Origin of the sequence: Streptomyces sp. NPDC096193 (genome assembly GCF_040302905.1) — a bacterium.
GTDB lineage: Bacteria > Actinomycetota > Actinomycetes > Streptomycetales > Streptomycetaceae > Streptomyces.
The window spans coordinates 502,065-524,541 of the sequence record NZ_JBEOSJ010000001.1; the positions used below are offsets into that span (position 1 = coordinate 502,065).

Genomic DNA, 22,477 nt, shown 5'->3' on the forward strand with positions numbered 1-22,477 from the left:
GGCGCCCCATGCCTGAACGACTGCCCCACGACGACCTGGTCGCCCTGGACCGGGCCCATGTCTGGCATCCGTACGGTCCGATGCCGGGCCGCAGCGACCCGCTGGTCGTGGACTCCGCCTCCGGGGTACGGCTGCGGCTCGCCGAACCCGCCCACGGGCGGCGTGAGTTGATCGACGGGATGTCGTCGTGGTGGTCGGCCGTCCACGGCTACAACCACCCCGTCCTCAACGACGCGGCGCGCGATCAGCTGGGCCGCATGAGCCATGTGATGTTCGGCGGGCTCACCCACGAGCCCGCCGTCCGGCTGGCCACGCGGCTCGTGGAGATCACGCCCGAACCGCTCCGGCATGTGTTCCTGTGCGACTCCGGGTCGGTCTCGGTCGAGGTCGCCGTCAAGATGTGCCTGCAGTACTGGCGTTCCACGGGCCGCCCGGAGAAGCGCCGGCTGCTCACCTGGCGCGGCGGGTACCACGGCGACACCTGGCAGCCCATGGCGGTGTGCGATCCCGAGGGCGGGATGCACGAGTTGTGGTCGGGGATGCTGCCGCGGCAGGTCTTCGCGGACGCGCCACCGGCCGAGTTCGACGAGGTGTACGCGGATCATCTCCGGGAGGCGGTCGCGCGGCACGCCGACGAGCTCGCGGCCGTGATCGTGGAGCCCGTGGTGCAGGGCGCGGGCGGCATGCGTTTCCACTCCCCCGCCTATCTGCGGGTGCTGCGGGAGGCGTGCGACGCCCAGGGAGTGCTGCTGATCTTCGACGAGATCGCCACGGGCTTCGGGCGCACGGGCACGCTGTTCGCCGCGGAGCAGGGCGGGGTGTCGCCGGACGTGATGTGCCTGGGCAAGGCGCTGACCGGCGGCTATCTGACGATGGCGGCGACGCTGTGCACCTCGCGGGTGGCGGACGGGATCTCACGCGGCGAGGTGCCGGTACTGGCCCACGGCCCGACGTTCATGGCCAACCCGCTGGCTGCGTCGGTGGCGAACGCCTCGATCGACCTGCTGCTGGCGCAGGACTGGCCCCAGGAGATCAAGCGCCTGGAGACGGGCCTGCGGGACGGCCTCGCGGAGGCGCGGAACCTGCCCGGGATCAAGGACGTCCGGGTGCGGGGAGCGATCGGCGTCGTCCAGCTGGACCACGACGTGGACATGGCCGCGGCGACGGAGGCCGCGGTGCGCGCCGGGGTGTGGCTCCGGCCGTTCCGGGACCTGATCTACACGATGCCGCCGTATGTGACCGGGGACGAGGATCTGGCCCGGGTGTGCGAGGCGGTGTGCGCGGCCGCGGCCGCGGGGTGACCGAGGCCGCGGGCCGACGCGCTGTCCGGGGCCGGAGCAGGCCGCGGCCGGGACGCACGGTGGCCGGGCACGTGGGCTGACGCACCGTCCGGAAGGCGGGCACGCGCGCGGACGCAAGCGCGACCCGGGCGCGGGCGACATCGCGCACAGGAACGAGAGGCGCTACGGCGCCGGTGAACAGATAGGCGGTAGGGGCACCATGGCAGTCGTCGTCGTCTCGGGAACCGGGACGGAGATCGGGAAGACCGTCGTCACCGGCGCCGTCGCCGCCCTCGCGCTCGCGCAGGGGCGGACGGTGGCCGTGGTCAAGCCCGCCCAGACCGGCGTCGGACGCGACGAGCCCGGGGACCTGGCCGAGGTGTCGCGGCTCGCGGGAGACGTCTTCGGGGTGGAACTGGCCCGGTACCCCGAGCCGCTGGCCCCCGCCACCGCCGCCCGGCGGGCCGGGGCCCCGCCGGTCCGGCCGCAGGAGGTGGCCGACGCCGTGGAGAAGCTGGCCGCCGAGTACGACCTCGTTCTCGTCGAGGGCGCGGGTGGACTGCTCGTCCGGTTCGACGACGACGGCGGGACGCTCGCCGACGCCGCCCGGCTGCTGTCCGCTCCCGTCCTGGTCGTCACCACCGCGGGACTCGGCACTCTCAACGCCACCACGCTGACCGGCGAGGCCCTCCGCGCGCGAGGGCTCGCGCAGCTCGGCGTGGTCGTCGGCAGCTGGCCCGCGGAGCCGGGGCTGGCCGAGCGGTGCAATCTGACGGACCTCCCCGAGGCCGCCGGAGCACCGCTGCTCGGGGCCGTACCGGAGGGGTCCGGTGCCCTCGCGCCCGCGGACTTCCGGGCCCGCGCCGGAGGTTGGCTCGCTCCGGTGCTCGGCGGGTCGTGGGATGCGGAGGCGTTCGGCTCGGTCGTACGCTGACCGGATGCGCGCGCGTATCGACGAGATCGTCTTCGACTGCCACGATCCGGCCCTGCTGGTCCGCTTCTGGGCCGCCCTCCTCGGCGGTGAGCCCGTCGACCGCAGCGCCGAGTGGTCGTACATCGATCCGCCGGACGCGGTGCGGATCGCGTTCCAGCGCGTGCCCGAGGGCAAGGCCGCGAAGAACCGTATCCATCTCGATCTCGACGCCGGCGATGTGGACGAGGCGGCGGATCGGGCGGTGGCTCTCGGTGCCGTACGGCTGGGTGCGCTCACCACCGACGACCACGGCCGGTTCCAGGTGCTGACGGATCCGGAGGGCAACGAGTTCTGCTTCGTCGCGCCGGGGGGAGAATGACGGTGAAGGTCCGCCCGTCCCGGACACGCGCCTAGGAGGCCGTCATGCGCTTGCGGAGCAGCACAGTGCCCCGGGACGCCGTCCACCATCCCCTGTTCGCCCGCTTCTACGCCAGGTTCAGTGTGGCCGCGGAGAAGGGCATCGCGCAGCACCGCAGGGAGCTGCTGACCGGGCTCTCCGGCCGGGTGATCGAGGTCGGCGCGGGCAACGGTCTGAACTTCCCGCACTATCCCTCCGCCGTCTCCGAGGTCGTCGCCCTGGAACCCGAGCGCAGCCTGCGGGCGCTCGCGGTCGAGGCCGCGCGCCGCGCCGACGTCCCGGTCGATGTGGTTCCGGGCGCGGCCGAGGCGCTGCCGGTCAAGAGCGAGGCCTTCGACGCGGCCGTCGTCTCGCTGGTCCTGTGCTCCGTGCGGGATCTGCCGCGGGCGCTGGCGGAGGTCCGGCGCGTGCTGCGCCCCGGGGGCGAGCTGCGGTTCTTCGAGCACGGCCGCGCCGAGACCGCGGGCATGGCACGGGCCCAGCGGCTCGTGGACCGTACGGTGTGGCCGATGCTGTTCGGCGGCTGTCACACCTCGCGGGACACGCTCGCGGCCATCGAGACTGCCGGGTTCGAGCTGGGCGAGCACCGGCGGCTGCGGGTGCCGGAGCAGGGCCTGCAGATGCCGACCTCTCCGTGTGTCCTCGGCAGGGCGTACCGTCCCGTCGCCGAGAGCTGATGGCGGGCACCGGCGCACCTCCGCGTCACCAACGCCCCTCACCGTGACGGCGCACGCCGGTTCATGGCGGCCTTCTCGGTTCTCCGCGGCGACACGTCCGGTCCGTCCCGCCGGTTCCCTGGGCGAACACCGACTCGTACACCACTCGCTTGCCCCTTACATCAACCCCGAGAACCGGGCCCTGCGACGGATACCGTGCACCTCCGGCCCTTGTCTAGTCTCAGGAAGCCTGAGGTCTCAGCACGTTGTAGGGCACCGGAGCGAGTCGGAGCGGCACGACCCAGGAGGCGGCCATGTCCACACCTGCCACTGCACCCACCCACGGCCGGGCCGCGGGCGTTCCGCTCGCGGCGCGGGCCCGGGCGCTGACCAAGGCGTACGGGAGCGGGGAGACGAGCGTCCGCGCACTGGACGCCGTCGACGTCGACATCGCCCGCGGGCGGTTCACGGCGGTGATGGGCCCGTCCGGTTCGGGCAAGTCCACGTTGATGCACTGCCTCGCGGGTCTCGACACCGTCTCGGCGGGTCAGGTGTGGCTCGGGGACACCGAGATCACGGGGCTCAACGACCGGGAGCTGACCAGGCTTCGACGGGACCGCGTCGGTTTCATGTTCCAGGCGTTCAATCTGCTGCCCACGCTCACCGCCGCCGAGAACATCACCCTCCCCATGGACATCGCCGGGCGCAAGCCCGACCAGGAGTGGGTGGAGCGGGTCATCGACACCCTCGGGCTGCGCGACCGGCTTCGTCACCGGCCCGCGCAGTTGTCGGGCGGACAGCAGCAGCGGGTGGCCTGTGCACGGGCCCTGGCGTCGCGCCCGGAGCTGATCTTCGCCGACGAACCGACCGGCAATCTCGACTCCCGCGCCGGCGCCGAGGTCCTCGGATTCCTGCGCGAGGCGGTGGACGACCTGGACCAGACGGTCGTGATGGTCACGCACGATCCGGGTGCCGCGGGCCACTCCGATCTGGTGCTCTACCTCGCGGACGGGCGGATCGTGGACGCCATGCAGGAGCCGACCGCCGAGGCCGTGCTGGAGCGGATGCGCCTGTTCTCCGGCGGCCGGACGCAACCACCGGGCGCGGGGGCCGACCCCCTGGCCAAGGACTGAGGGCGCGCCGTGCTCAGAGCGACACTGCGGAGCTTCTTCGCACACAAGGGCCGGCTGCTGCTGTCGATGCTCGCGATCCTGCTGTCCGTCGCCTTCGTCAGCGGATCACTGATCTTCTCGGACACCGTCTCCCGCACTTTCGACCGCCTCTTCGCCTCCACGTCCGCGGATGTCACGATCGCGCCGAAGGAAGGTGTCGGCGAGAGTCTGCCGACCGGCGCCGTACGAACCGTGCCGGCCTCGCTCGCGGACCGGGTGCGCGCCCTCGACGGAGTCGCCGGCACCCACGTCGACACGGCCGTCGAGAACATCACGGTCGTCGACGACCGCAACGAGCCCGTCGGGCCCACCAGCGGCGCGCCCACCATCGCCACCAACTGGTACGTCACCGACCGCAGTCCGGTGAAGCTCACCAGCGGCCGCGCGCCCCGCGGCCCCGGCGAGGCACTGCTCGACCGGGACACCGCCGACAACGCGAAGCTGGGCATCGGCGACACCCTCACCCTCCTCGCCCAGCCCGGTTCCTTCCGGGTGGAGCTCGTAGGCATCGCCACGTTCCGGACCACCAACCCCGGTGCCGCGCTGGTCTTCCTGGACACGCCGACCGCCCAGACCAAGGTGCTGGGCAGGTCCGGCGCAGCGACTTCCATCTCGGTCGACGCCGCCGACGGCGTCAGCGACGACACGCTCAAGCAACGGGTCGCCGCCGAACTCGGTGACGCCTACGACCTCAAGACCGCGGACGAGCAGGCGAAGTCCGACGCGGCGCAGCTCGGCGGATTCCTGGACGTGATCAAGTGGGTGATGCTGGGCTTCGCGGGCATCGCCGTCCTGGTGGGCATCTTCCTGATCGTCAACACCTTCTCGATGCTGATCGCCCAGCGCACCCGCGAACTGGGACTGCTCCGCGCGCTCGGGGCCGACCGCCGCCAGGTCCGCCGTTCGGTGCTGACCGAGGCGGTGCTCCTGGGGCTGGTCGGCTCGACGCTCGGCCTCGGGGCAGGTGTCGGCCTGGCGGCCGGACTCATCGGGCTGATGAGCGCGTTCGGCATGAACCTCAGCGCGGCCGAGATGGTCGTGGGACCGGCGACTCCCGTCTCGGCGTACGCCGTGGGGCTGGGCGTCACCTTCCTGGCCGCGTATCTGCCCGCCCGGCGGGCCGCCCGGGTCTCCCCCATGGCGGCGCTCGTTGACGCCGAAGTCCAGGGTGTGGGGCGGCCGTTGAAGGTCCGCGCCGTCGCCGGGTCCCTCATGGCCGCCGCGGGTGCGGCCGCGCTCGCGGGCTGCGCGACGAGCGACCGGACGGCGAGCGCCTCCCTGCTGCTCGGACTCGGTGTGGTGCTCACGCTGATCGCCACGATCGTGGCGGGCCCGCTCCTCGTCCGGCCTGTGATCCGGGTGCTGGGCGGGGCGTTCCCCAAGGTCTTCGGCTCGGTGGGCAGGATGAGCCAGCGCAACGCCCTGCGCAATCCACGGCGTACGGGCGCGACGGCCGCCGCCCTGATGGTGGGGCTGGCCCTGGTCGGCGGACTGTCGATCGCGAGCGCCTCGATGACGAAGTCGTTCGACGACCAGATCGACAAGACGCTCGGCGCCGACTTCGTCGTCCAGAACAGCACCTTCATGCCCTTCCCTCAGGAGATCACCGAGAAGGTGCGGGCCGTCGAGGGTGCGGGGACGGTCGTACGTCAGCGCTTCGCGCCCCTCGCGCTGACGCTGCCGGACGGCAAGCGGGTGGAGTCGACGGCCTCGGGGTACGACCCGAAGCTGGACGAGGCCGCCAACATCACGTACGCGAGGGGAACCACCGCGACGGCGCTGGCCGCCGACAGCATCGCCATGGACGTCGCGTACGCCGACGAACACCGGGTGCGCATCGGGTCGGTGCTGGCGGCCGAGTTCCCGGGCGGGCGAAAGGCCCGGCTGACCGTCGGGGCGCTCACCGACATGGACCAGACGGGCGGGCCGGGCATGGAGGGCGCTCTGTTCATGGGTCTGGCGACCGTCGAGAAGTATCTGCCGGGCGGCCAGGACGCCGCGGTCTTCGTCAACGCGGCGGACAGCGGCGCCACGGACGACCTGCGGGCCGGTCTCGAAGCCGCGCTCGACCCGTATCCCCAGGTGCAGGTGCGCGATCAGGCCGACTACAAGGAACTGATCCGCCAGCAGATCGCCGTGATGCTCTACCTCGTCTACGCGCTGCTCGGGCTGGCGATCGTCATCGCGGTGCTCGGGGTGGTCAACACCCTTGCCCTGTCGGTGGTGGAACGGACGCGGGAGATCGGCCTGCTGCGGGCGATCGGCCTCTCCAGGGTGCAGCTGCGGCGCATGATCCGGCTGGAGTCCGTGGTGATCGCGGTCTTCGGGGCACTGCTGGGACTGGCGCTGGGCATGGTGTGGGGAGTGGCCGTCCAGCAGGTGCTGGCGCTGGAGGGCCTGACCGCGTTCGCCGTGCCGTGGGGCACGGTGATCACGGTGGTGGTCGGCTCGGTGGTCGTCGGCCTCGCGGCGGCGGTGCTGCCGGCGCTGCGCGCGTCGCGGATGAACGTGCTGGCGGCGATCGCCCACGAGTAGGAGAAGCGCGGGCCGGGACGGCCGGACGCCCACGCCACCGGGAAGGACGCGCGCCGGGCCCCGACCGCCGGCCGCCGGGAAGGCAGCTCAGGAGCCCCACTGCCGGCCGCCGGGAAGGCAGCGCCGGGAGCCCTGGGGCCCAGCCGCCGGACCCCCGCCGGTACTGCCCATCCGACCGCCGATGTGAAGGAGAGTCCATGCCCAGGCCGTTCCGTTTCGCGGTGAACATGCTGACGCCCGCCGACGGTCCCGAGTGGCGCCGGAAGTGCCGGCGGGCCGAGGAGCTCGGCTACGACGTGATCCAGGTGCCGGACCACCTCGGCATGATGGCTCCGTTTCCCGCGCTGGTGGCCGCCGCCGAGGTGACGGAGCGCCCCAGGCTCGGCACCTTCGTGCTCAACGCCGCCTTCTGGAACCCGGCGTTGCTCGCCCGCGAGATCGCCACGACCGACGCGCTCACCGGCGGTCGGCTGGAGATCGGCATCGGTGCGGGCTATGTGAAGGAGGAGCACGACCGCGCCGGGCTGGAGTTCCGCACCCCCGGCGGCCGGGTCGCGCATCTGCGGCACACGGTCGAGGAGTTGGAGCGGCTGCTCCACGACGACGGGCACCTGCCGAAGGCGGCGCAGCGGCCCCGTCCTCCGCTGCTGATCGGCGGGAACGGGGACAAGGTGCTGCGCCTCGCCGCGGAGCACGCCGACATCGTCGGGTTCACCGGCGCCCGGGAGAGCAGGGACGGGCTCCAGGTGCTCACCGCCGGGGAGGTCGACGGACGGATCGCGGCGTACCGCAGGGTGGCCGGGGAACGGTCCGACGAGCAGGAGCTGAATCTGCTGCTCCAGTTCGTCGCGGTCACCGACGACCGCGAGGCGGCGGTGAAGGAACTGCTCCCCCGGGTCCCGCATCTGAGCGTCGAGCAGGTACTGGACCTGCCGCTGCTCGCCGTCGGCACCGTACAGGCGATCGCCGGCCGGCTGCGGGGGCAGCGTGAGCGCTACGGCTTCAGCTACTTCACCGTCCTCGATCCGTACCTGGAGACGTTCGCCCCGGTGATGGACGAACTGCGCAGGGGCTGACCGGCGCGGCAGTCGCCGCGTCGCGCCCGGAGCGTGCGCTGTCGGCCGCCGGGCCGGGCAGCTAGGGAGAGGGTGTTCGGCACGGTGTCTCGAACCCTGAAAGCGGGTGGCATGCCCGCTCCCCCGCGTGCTTGGCTCGGCCCGTGATCGATCTGCGCATACGTACTGCCCGCCCGGACGAGGCGGCGAGAGTTCTGGCCTTCTGGGAGGAGGCGGCCGAAGGGACCAGCGTCACGGACGACGTGGACGGCGTCACCCGGCTGGTCTCCCGCGACCCCGAGGCTCTGATCCTCGCCGAGTCCGACGGCCTGCTCGTCGGTTCCGTGATCGCGGGTTACGACGGATGGCGGTGTTCCCTCTACCGGCTCGCGGTCCTCCCCTCCCACCGCAGACGCGGTGTCTCGCGAGTCCTGCTGGAGGCGGCCGAGCGCCGGTTCGCCGCTGTCGGCGGACGCCGTGGTGACGCCATGGTTTTGGAAGCCAACGAACAGGCACACGGAGCATGGGCGGCCGCCGGGTACCGGAGGGAGGACCACTGGCGGCGCTGGGTGAAACCGTTCGCGAGTCCCTCTCGTTCCGAATGACTTTGCCGGTCCTTTACCATGGGTGAACCATCACTCTCCGTACGAAAGGTGTGAGCGTCCGTCCATGGGCGAGCCTCCCAGTAGCAGACATCGCGCATTCCTCCTCCCGCTGTCCGATCATGGGACGGAGGTGACCCGATGACGGAAGTGCTCCTGCTCCTCGTGGCCGTGCTGCTCTCACTGGCCTGCGGTGCCTTCGTCGCGGCGGAGTTCTCGCTCACCACGGTCGAGCGCGCCGATCTCGAGAAAGCCGTGGAGCGAGGTGAACGAGGCGCGGCGAGCGCCCTCAAGGCCGTACGCGGCCTCACCTTCCAGCTCTCGGGCGCCCAGCTCGGCATCACGGTCACGAATCTGATCGTCGGCATGCTGGCCGAGCCCTCGGTCGCCAAGCTGATCCGCGGTCCGGTCGAAGCGGCCGGCCTCTCGCCCTCCATGGCCTCCTCGGTGGCCCTCGTCCTCGGCACGGCGCTGTCCACCGTCGTGCTGATGGTCGTCGGCGAACTGGTCCCGAAGAACTGGGCCATCTCCTCCCCACTGGCCGTGGCCAAGGTGGTCGCCCCCGCGCAGCGGGTCTTCACCGCCGCCTTCAAGCCGCTGATCAGCCATCTCAACAACACGGCCAACCGCATCCTGCGCCGGCTCGGCATGGAGCCGACCGAGGAGCTGGCCTCGGCCCGCAGCCCCCAGGAACTGGTCGCCCTGGCGCGGCACTCCGCGAAGGAGGGCGCGCTGGAAGCGGACACCGCCGAGCTGTTCGTCCGGACCCTGAAGCTGGCCGAGCTCACCGCGGAGAACGTGATGACCCCGCGCGTACAGGTCACCGCGCTGGAGGTGCAGGCCACCGCCGAGGACGTCGCCAACGCGACCCGCGCGACCGGTCTGTCCCGCTTCCCCGTCTACCGCGGCAGCCTCGACACCGTCGTCGGCATCGCCCACATCAAGGACGTCCTGGCGGTTCCGGCCGACGAAAGGCCGCGCCGCGGCGTCACCGAGCTGCTGCGTGAGCCGCTGCTGGTGCCGGAGACCCTCACGGTCGACCGGCTCCTCGACCGGTTGGCCGGCAAGTCCACGATGGCCGTCGTCATCGACGAGTACGGCGGCACGGCCGGCGTCGTGACGATGGAGGACATCGTCGAAGAGGTCGTCGGCGAGGTGCGCGACGAACACGATCCGCACGAGACGCCGGACCTCGCACCCGCCGGCCAGGACGCCGACGGCCGCACGCTGTGGTCGGCCGACGGCGCCGCCCGCACGGACCAGCTGGAGCGCATCGGCCTGCGGGTGCCGGAAGGCCCGTACGAAACGCTCGCGGGTCTGATCGCCACCGAGCTGGGACGCATCCCCGTCGAAGGTGACCGCATCGACCTCGCAGGCTGGCGCCTCGATGTCGTGGACGCCTCCGGGCGGCGCGCCGCGAGGGTGCTGATGCACGCTCCGCTCCACTCGGCAGACGAGCCCGTGGAGGCCGGACGATGACCGCGATCCAACTTCTCATCGGTCTGCTGACCCTGGTGGTCAACGCCTTCTTCGTCGGCGCCGAATTCGCGCTGATCTCGGTGCGCCGCAGCCAGATCGAGCCCCTCGCGGAGGCCGGCGACCGGCGGGCCCGCAGCGTCATGTGGGGCCTGGAGCATGTGTCGGCACTACTGGCGGCGGCACAGCTCGGCATCACGCTGTGCACCCTGGTGCTCGGCATCGTCGCCGAGCCCGCGATCGCCCATCTGCTGGAGCCGGTGTTCGACGCGGTGGGCGTGCCGCACGGCGCGGTGCACCCGATCTCCTTCGTGATCGCCCTGGCCGTGGCGACGTATCTGCACATGCTCCTCGGCGAGATGGTGCCGAAGAACATCGCCCTGGCCGAGCCGACCCGGAGCGCTCTGCTCCTCGGCCCGCCGCTGGTGGCGCTCGCGCGGGCACTGCGACCGGTGATCTTCTCGATCAACGCCTGCGCCAATGCTCTGCTGAAGCTGCTGAGAGTCGAGGCCAAGAACGAGGTGGCCGCGACCTACTCGGACGACGAGCTCGCCCGGATGGTGCGGGACGCCGGCGAGGCGGGCCTGCTGGACGACCGCTCGGCGGAGCGTCTGCGCGATGCTCTGGAGCTGGGCCGCCGCCCCGTACGGGACGTGGTGAGGCCGGTCGAACAGGTGGTGTACGCGCAGGCCGGGACGACGCCGGAACAGCTGGAGCGGCTGGCGGCCGAGTCCGGGTACTCACGTTTCCCGGTGGTCGACGCCCGGCGCCGCATCCTCGGCTATCTCCATGTGAAGGACGCCCTGGACGCGGCTCCGCGCGACGAGCCCTTCCCGGTCACGGCGCTGCGGCCGATCGCGCGGGTCCGTGCGGCGACACCGCTGGACGACGTACTGACCGCGATGCGCCGCAGCCGTACGCACCTGGCGGCGGTGCTGGACGAGGACGACTCGCCGGTGGGCCTGGTGACGATGGAGGACGTGCTGCGGGAGCTGGTGGGCCGGCGGGACTAGGGCTCGTCGTCCGGCGGTCGGTGCGGGACCGGATCGAGCCACTGACGGTGGCCGGTCCCGCACCGCCCGGGGGCCGGCCGCCGCCTCTCCGAGCAGAGCGCGAAACGAGCGCCGCCCTCTTCCGCCTGACCCCGCCCTGGGCCCTAGAACGCCGTCGCCCGGAGCCACGCGTCGAGCGTGGCGCGGTCGCCGGACACCTCGAAGCGCGGGTCGTCGGGCCGGTACCGGCCGTACAGGAGAAGCAGCAGATCACCCGCCGGTCCCTGGACGCCGGCCGAAGCCGCGGTCACCTCGGCGCGGACCGAAGCCGCCGGCGCTTCGGCGCGGACCGGGACCGCCGGGCCGCGGCCGAGCACCGAGCCTGAGGCCGTCCAGCGGTACCCGCTTGCGCCGAACGAGACGGTCCAGCCCGCCCCCGTGTCCGTGGCCACCAGCCGCAGCGAACCCTCGGGCAGTACGCCGACGGGTTCCGCGAGCCACGGGCAGCACGGCAGGTTCTCCAGGAACTCCTCGATTCCGTCGGCCGCCGTGCCCGGAGCGATCCGCGGCTCCTGGCCCAGTGCGAGTTCGGCGTCCGCGAGGTGGACGACGGCCTCGAAGAGCAGCCGGCGGGGGAAGAACCGCACCCGCTGGTCGGCGCCGTACGACCACATCGGGGTGTCCGGGTCGACGCCGCGCATCGTACGGACCGAGGCCTCGGCGCTGCCGGCCAGCCACTGGGGGTACGCGCCCGGGTCGGGCGGGAGCTCCAGCGGCACGTCCTTCGACCGGACGCGTTCGGCGGCGCGGGTGCGCACCAGATGTTCTATCCAGCGGTGGGTGGTGCCGTGGTGCCGTACGAGGTCGGCGAAGGTCCAGCCCGGGCAGGTCGGCACCGGCGTCGCCGGGTCCACGTCCCGTACGGTCTGTACGAAGCGCCGCCCCAGGTCCTCCACCGCGTCGCAGTAGAGCTCGTGCTGATCGTCGTCGATACCGAAGTCCTCGCAGATGCGCAGCACGTCGTCGCGCAGCCCTCCGTCCGGCCGGCGGGCGGCGGTCTGCCGGAGCAGGACCGACAGCGCGCCGCGGTCGGCAGGTGAGAGCCGGCCCAGGAGGTAGCCGGTGTTCTCCAGCCACTTCACCGCCGTGTCGGGGTCGAGCACATCGTCGTCACAGGTGGCGACCGAGGTCACCAGATCGGCCAGCGCTTCGGTCAGCGCGTTCAGCAGCGCGTCGCTCACAGGGCTCCCTCCCGGTACGGAACCGACGGACCTTACCGCGCGGTAGGATCCTTCCGCCATGGAGATGCATGCCAACTACACCAGCTTTGTCGCGCTCGGCGACTCCTTCACCGAAGGCATGTCCGACCTGATGCCCGACGGGACCTACCGGGGCTGGGCGGATCTGCTCGCCGGCCGGCTGGCCGTCCGGACCGAGGGATTCCGCTACGCGAACCTGGCGGTCCGCGGAAAGCTCATCCAGCAGATCGTCGACGAGCAGGTCGATGTCGCCGCCGCCATGCGCCCCGATCTGGTCACGCTGGTGGGCGGGCTGAACGACACCCTGCGCCCCAAGTGCGACATGGGCCGCGTCCGCGGTCTGCTGGAGGAGGCCGTGGAGAAGCTGACGCCGTCCTGCGGTCAGCTGGTGCTGATGCGCAGCCCCGGCCGCAACGGCCCGGTGATGGAACGCTTCCGTCCCCGCATGGAGGAGCTCTTCGACTTCATCGACGAGCTGGGCGCCCGGCACGGCGCTCTCGTGGTGGATCTCTACGGCTCGGGAGCCCTGGGCGACCAGCGACTGTGGGACGTGGACCGGCTGCACCTGACGGCCGAGGGGCACCGGCGGGTGACGGAGGCCGTCTGGCAGACCCTCGGCCTCGATGCCGAGGACGACTGGCGCTCGCCGCTGCCGCCCGCCGTGCAGGCGCGGTGGACCGCCCGCCGGGTCGCCGACGTGCAGTTCGCCCGCCGGTATCTCGGGCCGTGGATCGGACGCCGGCTCACCGGTCGCTCCTCGGGCGACGGTCTGCCGCCCAAGCGCCCGGAGCTGCTGCCGTTCGAGCTCCCGCGCACGGACAATCCCTCGTAGCAAGCCACAAACCGGGGCGGGACGCCGACCTGCACAAACCGCCAGTAGAATCCGTACACGTGACTGCAAAGCCCCGTATCCCCAACGTCCTGGCCGGCCGCTACGCCTCCGCGGAGCTCGCCGTCCTGTGGTCCCCCGAGCAGAAGGTGAAGCTGGAGCGGCAGCTCTGGCTGGCCGTGCTGCGCGCGCAGAAGGACCTCGGGATCGAGGTGCCGGACAGCGCCCTCACCGACTACGAGCGGGTCGTCGACCAGGTCGACCTGGCCTCCATCGCCGAGCGCGAGAAGATCACGCGCCACGATGTGAAGGCCCGGATCGAGGAGTTCAACGCGCTCGCCGGTCATGAGCACGTGCACAAGGGCATGACGTCCCGCGATCTGACCGAGAACGTCGAGCAGCTCCAGATCCGCCTGTCCCTGGAGCTGATGCGCGACCGTACCGTCGCCGTCCTGGCCCGTCTCGGCAAGCTCTCCGCCGAGTACGCCGAGCTCGTGATGGCCGGACGCTCGCACAATGTCGCCGCCCAGGCCACGACGCTGGGGAAGCGGTTCGCGACCGCCGCAGACGAGTTGCTGGTGGCGTACGGACGGCTGGAGGACCTGCTCGCCCGCTACCCGCTGCGCGGGATCAAGGGTCCGGTCGGCACCGCACAGGACATGCTCGACCTGCTGGGCGGGGACGCGGCGAAGCTCGCGGACCTGGAGGAGCGCATCGCCGGGCATCTGGGCTTCGCCCACGCCTTCACCTCGGTCGGCCAGGTCTACCCCCGATCCCTCGACTACGACGTCGTCTCCGCGCTGGTCCAGCTGGCGGCCGCGCCGTCGTCCGTCGCCAAGACGATCCGGCTGATGGCCGGGCACGAACTGGTCACCGAGGGCTTCAAGCCGGGTCAGGTCGGCTCCTCCGCGATGCCCCACAAGATGAACACCCGCTCCTGCGAGCGCGTGAACGGCCTCATGGTGATCCTGCGGGGTTACGCCTCGATGACGGGCGAACTGGCGGGCGACCAGTGGAACGAGGGCGACGTTTCGTGCTCGGTGGTGCGCCGGGTGGCTCTGCCGGACGCGTTCTTCGCGTTCGACGGCCTGCTGGAGACGTTCCTGACGGTGCTGGACGAGTTCGGCGCCTTCCCGGCCGTCGTCGCCCGGGAGCTCGACCGCTATCTCCCCTTCCTCGCCACCACGAAGGTGCTGATGGGCGCGGTACGGGCAGGAGTCGGCCGCGAGGTGGCGCACGAGGCCATCAAGGAGAACGCCGTGGCCGCCGCGCTCGCGATGCGCGAGCAGGGCGCCGAGCGCAACGAGTTGCTCGACACGCTGGCCGCCGACGAGCGCATCCCGCTGGACCGTGCCCAGTTGGACGTCCTGATGGCGGACAAGCTGTCGTTCACGGGTGCCGCCGCCGACCAGGTCGCCGCCGTGGTCGCCCGGATCGAGGATGTCGTCAAGGAGCGCCCCGAGGCAGCGGGCTACACGCCGGGGTCGATCCTCTGACACCCGACGAGCTGGAGGCCGCCCGCGACCGCGTCATCGACGACGTGGTGGCGGGCGGTCTGCATGTGCTGTTCTGCGGGATCAACCCGGGCCTGATGTCGGCGGCGACGGGTCATCATTTCGCCCGCCCCGGCAACCGGTTCTGGCCCGTACTGCATCGGTCGGGCTTCACACCACGCCAGTTGAGGCCTTCCGAACAGCGGGAGCTGCTCACCTACGGGCTCGGCATCACGAATGTGGTGGCGCGGGCGACCGCTCGGGCCGACGAGCTGAGCGACGAGGAGTTCCGCGAGGGCGGGCGGTTGCTGGCCGAGAAGGTGGAGCGGCTGCGCCCGAGATGGCTGGCGGTGGTCGGGGTCACGGCCTACCGCACGGCTTTCGGCGATCGCAAGGCCAGGATCGGTCCGCAGGAGCGCACGATCGGCGGGACGCGGATCTGGGCGCTGCCCAACCCGAGCGGCCTGAACGCCCATTGGACGGCGGAGACGATGGCGGAGGAGTACGCCCGGCTGCGCGCGGCGGCGGAGTCCTCCTGAGCCGGTGTCCTCCCGGACGCCGTTCAGGGCGGGTCGTTCGCGGTGACGACGGCCAGGAGCTGGAACTCGGAGAGGCCGACGCCTATCCACCGGCCGTCCACGCGCCAGAGGTGGAGCCGGGGGACGGTGGAGCTCAGTCGCAGCCACGGCTCGGGTATGTCCTCCTCACCCGGCGCGGCCCGGACGGCGCGCAGCTGTGTGCCGGTCAGGTCGAAGAGCGAGGCGTCGCCCCAGCGGTGGTCCAGCGCGTCCAGGAGGGCGCCGTGCTCGGCCCGGCGCTGTTCCGCTTCCGCGCGGAGGTCGGCGTCGGGTCCCGCGGAGGCGTACGGATCGCCCGGGTCGGGATGTCCGTTGAGCACCGCTATGTGAAAGTCCGGGCCTTCGGAACCGACGTCCGACGGTCCGGGCTCCGCGGCGAACTGCCGGGCGCGCAGCAGGTCGATCGTCTCGAGGTGCCGTGCCGTGGTCATGCCCCCAGTAAAGCTGCCTGCACCGACATATGGCTGTCCGTCAGACGAGGAAGGCGGACGGGCGCGCGGCGACCCACCGTTGCACCCCTTGCACCGACCGTGCACGTCGTACGGCCAGCGAGTACGATCCGGCAGAACACGCGCTCGAGCTGGGAGGACACACAGTGGGGCGGCTGACCGGCGGGGACCCGTCGCTGCTGCGGCGGATCAACTCCGCGGTGGTACTGCATGCGCTACGAGGCGCCGGCTCCCCCACGCTCACGGACCTGACGCGGATCACCGGGCTCTCCCGGCCGACCGTCGAAGGCGTGGTCGAGGGTCTCATCGAGGCCGGTCTGGTCGTCGAGTCCGAACCCGAGGAGGGTGCGGCTCGCCGCCAGGGGCGGCCGGCGAGGCGATTCCGCTTCCGCGCCGAGGCCGGCCATCTGCTGGGCGTGGAGATCGGGCCGCACCGCGTCGCGGCTCTGCTGTCCGGTCTGGACGGCCGCATCATCGGGGCCGGGTCCCGGGAGGTGTCGGAGACCGCCTGCGCGGACGACCGGCTGGAGCGGGTGCGGCTCGTGGTCGCCGACGTCCTGCGCCGGGCCGGGATCGCCCGTAACAGCCTGCGTGCCGTGGGGGTTGGCTCACCGGGAATCGTGGAGGCCGACGGGACCGTACGGCTCGGGACCGCGCTGCCGGGCTGGACGGGACTCGCGCTCGGCCAGCGGCTCCAGCGCTCGTTCCGCTGCCCGGTGCTCGTGGAGAACGACGCCAACGCGGCTGCGGTGGCCGAGCACTGGAAGGGCTCGGGGCGGGACTCCGACGACCTCGTCTTCGTCCTGGCGGGGCTCAGTCCGGGTGCCGGGTCGCTGATCGGCGGGCGGCTGCACCGGGGCTTCGGCGGCGCGGCGGGCGAGATCGGCGCGCTGCATCTGCTCGGGCGGGACGTGACCCCGGAGCGGCTGCTGTCGACGACGGACGAGCCGCTGCATCCGCTGGACGAGCAGGCGGTGGCCGATGTCTTCGCCCTGGCCAAGGGTGGCGACACGCGGGCAAAGGAGGCCGTCGAGCGTTTCATCCAGCGCCTGGTCCACGACGTGGCGGCCCTGGTGCTGGCGCTGGATCCCGAACTGGTGGTGATCGGCGGCTGGGCGGCCGGGCTGGACGGTGTACTCGACCCGCTGCGCGACGAGTTGTCGCGGTACTGCCTGCGGCCGCCGCGGGTCGCTCTGTCCCTGCTGGGTGAGGCGGCGGTGGCGACAGGCGCGCTGCGGCTGGCGCTCGACCACGTCGAGGAGGAACTCTTCGCCGTGGAGGGCACGGTGACGGCCCGCCGCTGAGCCTCAGCTCGTGCGACGGGCCGTGCGGGGACGGGGGTGCGCGTACCGGGTCGGGCTCCGGGAGACGCGGTGCTCCCGGTAGTGCCCCGAGGGAGCGCGCTAGGAGGCGCGGCGTTCCTCGTCGTGGTGTCTGATCTCGACATCTCCCGAGGCGCCGAAGGTGAGCCGGCAGGTGTCGGCCCGGTAGGTCGCGACGGACAGCGCGGCCGTCCTGCCCGCGGAGAAGTAGCGGGTGGTCACCATCAGCACGGGCGCGCCCGGCAGCCGGTCGAGCTCCTTGGCGTCGTCGGCGCGGGCGGAGCCGAGCTCCACCGCGCGGTCCTGGCCGTCGAGTTCACGGCGCTGGAGTTCCCGCAGGACGGCACGCGCACGGGCCGGTCCGGAGGGGGCGTCGATGGCCGAGAGCTCGGCGACGGATGCGGCCGGCACGTAGAGCAGCTCGGCCGCGACCGGCTGCCCGTGGCTGACGCGCAGCCTGCGCACGACGTACGTCTCCTCGTCGGCGCCGGTGTCCAGGAACCGTGCGACCGCGGCCGGCGGCACCGCCTGGGTGCAGTCGACGGACTGCCAGGAGTCCTGTGCGGACCCGGGCCACGCGTGCTCGGTGGTGGAGACGTCCACGCCGACGCGCGGAGGGGCGACGGTCGTGCCCACGCCGCGGCGCCGCTGGAGGCGCCCTTCGAGTTCGAGCTGTTCGAGTGCCTGGCGCAGTGTCGCGCGGGCAACTCCGAAGCGGGCCGCCAGATCTCGTTCGTTGGGCAGGATCTCGCCCACCGCGAAGTCCGAGTCGAGCGATTCACCGATCACGGTCTTGAGGTGCCAGTACTTCGGCTCCGGCACTGATTCGAGCTGCGTGGTCCCCACCCTGATCCTCCGCAATCGCCGTGTCAGCGGCGGCTTTTCCGCGCCCTTGTTTATTAAAGGTTCCTGCACTAACTCTGCGACCATAGGACGGCCCACCACCTTGGTCAAGACCAATCCTGCGCTCGTCACGCTGCGAGGTCGAGTGGATTCGCAGCGCGTTCACAGGGCGTTCGTATCCCAGTGGAACGCGCGCGGCAAAGACCCCCTGTCCTTTTCGGACAGGGGGTCGGAGCGGGCGCCGCTCGCAGGTCAGAGGGTGGGGAGCGCGCCGAGTTTGTCGGGGTTGCGCACCAGGTAGATGCACTGGATGCGGCCGCCCCGGATCTCCAACTGGAAGACGGTGTCCGGCTTTCCGGCGCTGAACACCACGAGCCCCGGTGCGCCGTTGATCTCGGGGAACGTGAAATCCGCTTCCGGGATCGGCTGCTTCGCGACCGCGAACAGGAACCGTCCGACCTTGTCCGCGCTCTCCAGGATCCGCACCGGGGCCTTGGCCTTGCCGCCGCTGTCGCTGATCATGCGGACGTCGGGGGCGAGGAGGTCCAGCAGGGCGTCCAGATCGCCGCCGGCTGCGGCGCTGAGGAAGCGCTGGGTGAGATCGCGCCGTTCGCCGGGGTCCACGTCGTACCGGGGTTTGCGCTCCTCCACATGCCGCCGCGCACGGCCCGCGAGCTGTCGCACGGCCGCCTCGGAGCGCTCCAGCGTGGTCGCGATCTCGCCATAGGGAAAGCCGAAGGCCTCACGGAGCACGAACACCGCCCGCTCCAGCGGCGAGAGCGATTCCAGCACCACGAGCACGGCGAGGGAGACGGATTCGGCGAGAACCGCCTGCTCGGCCGTGTCCGGGACCGTGCTGCCGAAGTCCGTGGCGATCGGCTCGGGCAGCCACGGACCGATGTACGCCTCGCCCCGCGCCCTGATCTGCCGCAGCCGGTCGATCGCGAGCCGGGTGGTGATCCGTACGAGGTAGCCGCGCGGCTCCGCCACATCGCTTCGCTCCTGCGCGGTCCACCGCAGCCACGCGTCCTGCACCACGTCCTCGGCGTCGGCCGCCCGGCCGAGCATGCGGTAGGCCACGCCCGTCAGCACGGGCCGGTGCTCTTCGAAGACGTCGGTCGCAGTGTCGGTCGCCACGCTTCCATCCCACCCGACGGCGCATCCGGTGTCCAGGCGGGGGGGCGCGCCGCGCCGCACATCCACGGCGTCCCGGCGGTTCCTCTTGAACTGGAAGCTACTGAACGGTAATTCTTACGGACAAGCGGCCGGGCCGCCCGTTCCCCCGGGCGCACGCCGTCCGACACATCGGTGCCGTGGCGAGACCAAGGAGCAGCAGGGCATGGTCGCGAAGATCTCGTTCTCCGTCGAGTCACCCCGGGGCAGCCGGGAACTGTGCGTCTCCTACGAGAGAACGGGCTCGGGTGAACCGCTGCTGCTGCTCCACGGCATAGGGCATCACCGCCAGGCCTGGGACCCGGTGATCGGGATTCTCGCGGCCGAGCGCGAGGTGGTCGCGGTCGACCTGCCCGGCTTCGGCGTCTCGCCGGCGCTGCCCGACGGGGTGCGGTACGACCTGGCGGCCGTCGGAGGTGCACTCGCCGCGCTCTGCGAGGCGCTGGAGATCGAGCGACCGCATGTCGCCGGCAACTCCCTCGGCGGGCTGCTGGCCCTTGAGTTGGGCCGCGAGAAGCTCGTCCGTTCGGTCACGGCTCTGTCCCCCGCCGGTTTCTGGACGGAAGGGGAACGGCTCTTCGCCTTCGGGACGCTGCGGGCCATGCGGCTCGGCGCCCAGTCGTTGTCCCTGCCGATGATCGAGTGGCTGGCCCGCAGCGCCGCCGGACGCGCGGCACTCACCAGCACCATCTACGCCAAGCCGGGCAGGCGTTCACCCGAGGCAGTCGTCGCGGAGACCCTCGCGCTGCGGGGGGCCACCGGCTTCCACCAGACCCTCATGGCCGGACGCGACGTCCTGTTCACCGACGACATCCCCGATGTGCCCGTCACCATCGCCTGGGGCACCCGCGACCGGCTCTTGTTCCGCCGTCAGGGTGTCCGCGCCAAGCAGGCCATCCCGGGCGCCCGGCTCGTCCGGCTGCCCGGGTGTGGCCACGTGCCGATGAACGACGACCCCGCTCTCGTCGCCCGCGTCCTGCTCGACGGCAGCCGCTGACCAGCCCCCGAAGACGCCCGAGCCGAGCGCCGCGCCCGCTCCCACCAGCACTCCGCCCGCCGCCTGGGCGGGACCGAACGTGCCGGTGCCGACGAGGGGCGCGGTGAGGGCGGCGGCGACGGGGATGAGCCCGGTGAAGAGCGTCGCCCGTTCGGTGCCGATCCGCTGCAGTCCCATGTACCAGGTCACAAAGCCGATCACGGTCACCACGGCCGCCTGCCACAACAGCGCCAGCGCCTCGCCCTGATCGGGGGTCCGCACGAATCCGGCGCCGTCGACGACGAGCCCGACGATCGTGGACTCGACGGCCGCGACTGCGCAGACGGTCGCCGTGAGCAGCTTGGGTCCGAGCGGCCGGAGTACGGGCGCCGCCAGCACGGCGAAGCCGACCTCGCCCGCCAGCGCGGCCACCGACCAGCCGATGCCCGCGGCGTCGGCGCGGCCCCAGCCCTGGACCGTGAAGGCCCCCGCCGCCACGAGCAGCGCTCCGAACAGGACCGGGCGGGTGGGCCGCCGCCCGTCCGCGAGCGGTGCGAGCACGGCGACGATGACGGGCGCGCAGCCGACGAACACGCCGGGGACGGCCGGCTCGGAGGTGCGTTCCGCCGCCAGGATCGCCAGATTGAACCCGACCATGCCGACTCCGGCGAGCAGGGTGATGCGGCCCCACTGGGACGCGCTGAGGAGTTTCAGCGGGGCGAGTGCGGCCCGCCCGCCGAGCAGGGGCAGCAGAAGCAGGCAGGCCAGGGCGTAGCGCACGGCCTGGCCGCCGGCGTACGGGTAGTCGCCGAGGACGCTGTTGGCGGTGAAGGAGGCGCCGACCAGGCAGTAGGCGAAGGAGACGAGCCCCACGCCGTGCAGCGTGTGGGTGTTCATTCGGTTCATGGGTTCGACGCTATGGACGCCGGCGGTCCCCTTTAAGGTCCACTTCCATGACGTCATCGGGGACCAATCCGCCGGACGGGCCGTCGTGGACGACCGCCTGGGAACTGCTGCTGCCGGCCGCCGGGGCACCGGCTCGCCGGCGCGGCCGGGCGCTCCAGTCGGCCCTGCGCGAATCGGTCCGATCGGGCCGGCTGCAGGCCGGTACGCGGCTGCCCTCCAGCCGGGAGCTCGCCGCCGACCTCGGGGTGTCACGCGGTCTGGTCACCGAGGCCTACGAACAGCTGACCGCCGAGGGCTATCTGCGCAGCGACCGGGGCGCGGGCACTTGGGTGGGGGATGCGGCCCGGGCGGGCGCCCGGACCGCGCGGGACCTCGCACCGCGGGCGTCCGGCGCCCGGGTGGACTTCCGTCCCGGCACCCCCGACCTCTCGCTCTTCCCGCGTGCCGCATGGGCCGCCACGCACAAGTCCGTACTGGCGCGGCTGCCCCATCGGGCGCTGGGCTATCCCGATCCGCGGGGCCTGCCCGAGCTGCGTACCGCTCTCGCGTCACTGCTCGTCCGGCGCCGCGGTGTCGTCGCCGATCCCGAACGGCTGGTGGTGTGCTCGGGCGTCGCCCAGGCGATGACCCTGCTCGGGTTCGTGCTGCACGGGCACGGGCTGCGGACGATCGGCGTCGAGGACCCGGGGAGCCCGCAGCACGGCCCGCTGTTGGCCGCGGCCGGCCTCGGCGAGACACCGCTCCCGCTGGACGAGGACGGACTGGCCATGGAACCGCTCCACCGGTCCGGCGTGCGGGCCGTGGTGACCACACCGGCGCATCAGTTCCCGTCCGGGATCGCGTATTCCGCCCGGCGCCGTACAGAACTCCTCGACTGGGCACGGGAGGTGGACGGCCTGGTCGTCGAGGACGACTACGACGGCGACTTCCGCTACGACCGCGCGCCGGTGGGCGCGCTCCAGGGCCTGGACCCCGAACGCGTCGCCTACAGCGGCTCGGTGAGCAAATCGCTTGCCCCGGGGCTGCGCCTCGGCTGGCTGCTGGTGCCCGAACGTCTCGCCGACGAGGTGATCGAACGCAAGCGCACGATGGACCTGGGCCACCCCTCCCTCGACCAGGCGCTGCTCGCCGACTTCATCGACGCCGGCGGTTACGACCGGCAACTGCGCCGCTGCCAGCGGGCCTACCGCGAGCGGCGCGACGCGCTGGTCAGCGCGCTCGACGAGCACTTCCCGGGCACGGAGGTGAGCGGTATCGCCGCGGGGCTCCATGCCATCGCCCGGCTGCCGGGGCGGTTCGGTCCCGAGCCGCGGTTCCTGGAGGCGGCGCGGCGGGCGGGCGTCGCCCTGCGGCCGCTCGCCGAACACGGGACGGCGCGGTACGCGGACACGGCGGTCCGGCTCGTGCTCGGGTACGCGCATCTGGCGCCGTCCGACATCGCGCGCGGGATCGGGCTGCTGGCGCGCGAGACGCAGGAGGGTGGTCCTGCGACGTGACGCGTCCGGCGGCCGGACGCGGGGCCACGGGGTTCGTCCGTCCACCGGCGCACG

Annotated in this window: 20 protein-coding genes and 1 pseudogene; 16 read left to right on the forward strand and 5 right to left on the reverse strand. The window is 72.2% G+C overall.

All coding sequences use genetic code 11. The features are described 5' to 3' along the window. Nucleotides 1–8: 8 nt before the first annotated feature. From ABTX78_RS02285 to ABTX78_RS02330, 10 genes are all read left to right on the forward strand, one after another. The gene (locus ABTX78_RS02285) at nt 9–1,301 is read left to right on the forward strand and encodes an adenosylmethionine--8-amino-7-oxononanoate transaminase (RefSeq protein WP_352204917.1); all 1,293 of its coding nucleotides are present in this window, start codon (nt 9–11) and stop codon (nt 1,299–1,301) included. 199 nt (nt 1,302–1,500) lie between these two features. Beyond that, on the forward strand, nt 1,501–2,214 hold the full coding sequence (gene bioD / locus ABTX78_RS02290; RefSeq protein ID WP_352204918.1) for a dethiobiotin synthase: 714 nt from the start codon (nt 1,501–1,503) through the stop codon (nt 2,212–2,214). Between the two features lie 4 nt (nt 2,215–2,218). After that, nucleotides 2,219–2,572 carry a VOC family protein gene (locus ABTX78_RS02295; protein ID WP_352204919.1) on the forward strand — a complete coding sequence of 118 codons (354 nt, stop codon included), beginning with the start codon at nt 2,219–2,221 and terminating at the stop codon, nt 2,570–2,572. 44 nt (nt 2,573–2,616) lie between these two features. After that, entirely contained in the window at nt 2,617–3,288 is a 672-nt protein-coding gene (locus ABTX78_RS02300) for a class I SAM-dependent methyltransferase (protein WP_352204920.1), read from the forward strand. 293 nt (nt 3,289–3,581) lie between these two features. Then, nucleotides 3,582–4,400 (forward strand): ABC transporter ATP-binding protein, encoded by an 819-nt coding sequence (locus ABTX78_RS02305; RefSeq protein WP_352204921.1) that lies wholly within the window; start codon nt 3,582–3,584, stop codon nt 4,398–4,400. 9 nt (nt 4,401–4,409) lie between these two features. Further along, nucleotides 4,410–6,974, forward strand: a complete 2,565-nt coding sequence (locus ABTX78_RS02310; protein WP_352204922.1) for an ABC transporter permease — start codon at nt 4,410–4,412, stop codon at nt 6,972–6,974. A 197-nt stretch (nt 6,975–7,171) separates the two neighbouring features. Next, nucleotides 7,172–8,050, forward strand: a complete 879-nt coding sequence (locus tag ABTX78_RS02315; protein ID WP_352204923.1) for an LLM class F420-dependent oxidoreductase — start codon at nt 7,172–7,174, stop codon at nt 8,048–8,050. Between the two features lie 143 nt (nt 8,051–8,193). Further along, nucleotides 8,194–8,634 carry a GNAT family N-acetyltransferase gene (locus ABTX78_RS02320; protein ID WP_352204924.1) on the forward strand — a complete coding sequence of 147 codons (441 nt, stop codon included), beginning with the start codon at nt 8,194–8,196 and terminating at the stop codon, nt 8,632–8,634. A gap of 138 nt (nt 8,635–8,772) precedes the next feature. Continuing rightward, a complete protein-coding gene (locus ABTX78_RS02325) occupies nt 8,773–10,110 on the forward strand; it encodes a hemolysin family protein (RefSeq protein ID WP_352204925.1) in 1,338 nt (445 codons plus the stop codon). Next, entirely contained in the window at nt 10,107–11,120 is a 1,014-nt protein-coding gene (locus ABTX78_RS02330) for a hemolysin family protein (protein ID WP_352204926.1), read from the forward strand. Before ABTX78_RS02325 ends, ABTX78_RS02330 begins: the two co-directional genes overlap by 4 nt. Before the next feature lie 143 nt (nt 11,121–11,263). On the opposite strand, the gene ABTX78_RS02335 is transcribed toward ABTX78_RS02330, so the two are convergent. Beyond that, a complete protein-coding gene (locus ABTX78_RS02335) occupies nt 11,264–12,340 on the reverse strand; it encodes a maleylpyruvate isomerase family mycothiol-dependent enzyme (protein ID WP_352204927.1) in 1,077 nt (358 codons plus the stop codon). Between the two features lie 58 nt (nt 12,341–12,398). Between ABTX78_RS02335 and ABTX78_RS02340 the strand changes: the two genes are divergently transcribed. From ABTX78_RS02340 to mug, 3 genes are read left to right on the forward strand one after another with little or no spacing between them, the layout of a single operon-like run. Further along, complete coding sequence (locus ABTX78_RS02340) at nt 12,399–13,190, forward strand: SGNH/GDSL hydrolase family protein (RefSeq protein ID WP_352204928.1); 792 nt, start codon at nt 12,399–12,401, stop codon at nt 13,188–13,190. Nucleotides 13,191–13,249: 59 nt separating this feature from the next. Continuing rightward, nucleotides 13,250–14,683, forward strand: coding sequence for an adenylosuccinate lyase (gene purB, locus ABTX78_RS02345; RefSeq protein ID WP_352204929.1), 1,434 nt, complete (start codon nt 13,250–13,252; stop codon nt 14,681–14,683). Next, on the forward strand, nt 14,680–15,219 hold the full coding sequence (gene mug, locus ABTX78_RS02350) for a G/U mismatch-specific DNA glycosylase (RefSeq protein WP_352205023.1): 540 nt from the start codon (nt 14,680–14,682) through the stop codon (nt 15,217–15,219). Before purB ends, mug begins: the two co-directional genes overlap by 4 nt. Nucleotides 15,220–15,242: 23 nt before the next feature. On the opposite strand, the gene ABTX78_RS02355 is transcribed toward mug, so the two are convergent. Beyond that, complete coding sequence (locus ABTX78_RS02355) at nt 15,243–15,689, reverse strand: hypothetical protein (protein WP_352204930.1); 447 nt, start codon at nt 15,687–15,689, stop codon at nt 15,243–15,245. 164 nt (nt 15,690–15,853) lie between these two features. On the opposite strand from ABTX78_RS02355, the gene ABTX78_RS02360 reads away from it, so the two are divergent. Next, nucleotides 15,854–17,011 (forward strand): ROK family transcriptional regulator, encoded by a 1,158-nt coding sequence (locus ABTX78_RS02360; RefSeq protein ID WP_352204931.1) that lies wholly within the window; start codon nt 15,854–15,856, stop codon nt 17,009–17,011. A gap of 99 nt (nt 17,012–17,110) precedes the next feature. On the opposite strand, the gene ABTX78_RS02365 is transcribed toward ABTX78_RS02360, so the two are convergent. Both ABTX78_RS02365 and ABTX78_RS02370 read right to left on the reverse strand, forming a co-directional pair. After that, nucleotides 17,111–17,875 carry a GntR family transcriptional regulator gene (locus ABTX78_RS02365; protein WP_352205024.1) on the reverse strand — a complete coding sequence of 255 codons (765 nt, stop codon included), beginning with the start codon at nt 17,873–17,875 and terminating at the stop codon, nt 17,111–17,113. A 249-nt stretch (nt 17,876–18,124) separates the two neighbouring features. Then, nucleotides 18,125–19,009, reverse strand: coding sequence for an RNA polymerase sigma-70 factor (locus tag ABTX78_RS02370; protein ID WP_352204932.1), 885 nt, complete (start codon nt 19,007–19,009; stop codon nt 18,125–18,127). 202 nt (nt 19,010–19,211) lie between these two features. Here ABTX78_RS02370 and ABTX78_RS02375 point away from each other — a divergent pair, with 202 nt between their 5' ends. Continuing rightward, entirely contained in the window at nt 19,212–20,042 is an 831-nt protein-coding gene (locus ABTX78_RS02375) for an alpha/beta fold hydrolase (protein WP_352204933.1), read from the forward strand. A gap of 84 nt (nt 20,043–20,126) precedes the next feature. On the opposite strand, the pseudogene ABTX78_RS02380 reads toward ABTX78_RS02375, so the two are convergent. Then, a pseudogene (locus ABTX78_RS02380) lies at nt 20,127–20,984 on the reverse strand (DMT family transporter); the annotation flags it as partial. On the opposite strand from ABTX78_RS02380, the gene pdxR reads away from it, so the two are divergent. Beyond that, nucleotides 20,975–22,423 carry a MocR-like pyridoxine biosynthesis transcription factor PdxR gene (pdxR, locus tag ABTX78_RS02385; protein WP_352204934.1) on the forward strand — a complete coding sequence of 483 codons (1,449 nt, stop codon included), beginning with the start codon at nt 20,975–20,977 and terminating at the stop codon, nt 22,421–22,423. The pseudogene ABTX78_RS02380 and the gene pdxR overlap by 10 nt on opposite strands. The last annotated feature ends 54 nt before the right edge of the window (nt 22,424–22,477 follow it).

What these genes read in the sequence shown, in the direction of transcription:
- ABTX78_RS02300 (WP_352204920.1), top strand. Translation starts at nt 2,617, where the DNA reads ATGCGCTTGCGGAGCAGCACAGTGCCCCGGGACGCCGTCCACCATCCC.
- pdxR (WP_352204934.1), top strand. Translation starts at nt 20,975, where the DNA reads ATGACGTCATCGGGGACCAATCCGCCGGACGGGCCGTCGTGGACGACC.
- ABTX78_RS02340 (WP_352204928.1), top strand. Translation starts at nt 12,399, where the DNA reads ATGGAGATGCATGCCAACTACACCAGCTTTGTCGCGCTCGGCGACTCC.
- ABTX78_RS02295 (WP_352204919.1), top strand. Translation starts at nt 2,219, where the DNA reads ATGCGCGCGCGTATCGACGAGATCGTCTTCGACTGCCACGATCCGGCC.
- bioD (WP_352204918.1), top strand. Translation starts at nt 1,501, where the DNA reads ATGGCAGTCGTCGTCGTCTCGGGAACCGGGACGGAGATCGGGAAGACC.
- ABTX78_RS02305 (WP_352204921.1), top strand. Translation starts at nt 3,582, where the DNA reads ATGTCCACACCTGCCACTGCACCCACCCACGGCCGGGCCGCGGGCGTT.
- ABTX78_RS02355 (WP_352204930.1), bottom strand. Translation starts at nt 15,689, where the DNA reads ATGACCACGGCACGGCACCTCGAGACGATCGACCTGCTGCGCGCCCGG.
- ABTX78_RS02375 (WP_352204933.1), top strand. Translation starts at nt 19,212, where the DNA reads ATGGTCGCGAAGATCTCGTTCTCCGTCGAGTCACCCCGGGGCAGCCGG.
- ABTX78_RS02325 (WP_352204925.1), top strand. Translation starts at nt 8,773, where the DNA reads ATGACGGAAGTGCTCCTGCTCCTCGTGGCCGTGCTGCTCTCACTGGCC.
- ABTX78_RS02330 (WP_352204926.1), top strand. Translation starts at nt 10,107, where the DNA reads ATGACCGCGATCCAACTTCTCATCGGTCTGCTGACCCTGGTGGTCAAC.
- ABTX78_RS02315 (WP_352204923.1), top strand. Translation starts at nt 7,172, where the DNA reads ATGCCCAGGCCGTTCCGTTTCGCGGTGAACATGCTGACGCCCGCCGAC.
- ABTX78_RS02285 (WP_352204917.1), top strand. Translation starts at nt 9, where the DNA reads ATGCCTGAACGACTGCCCCACGACGACCTGGTCGCCCTGGACCGGGCC.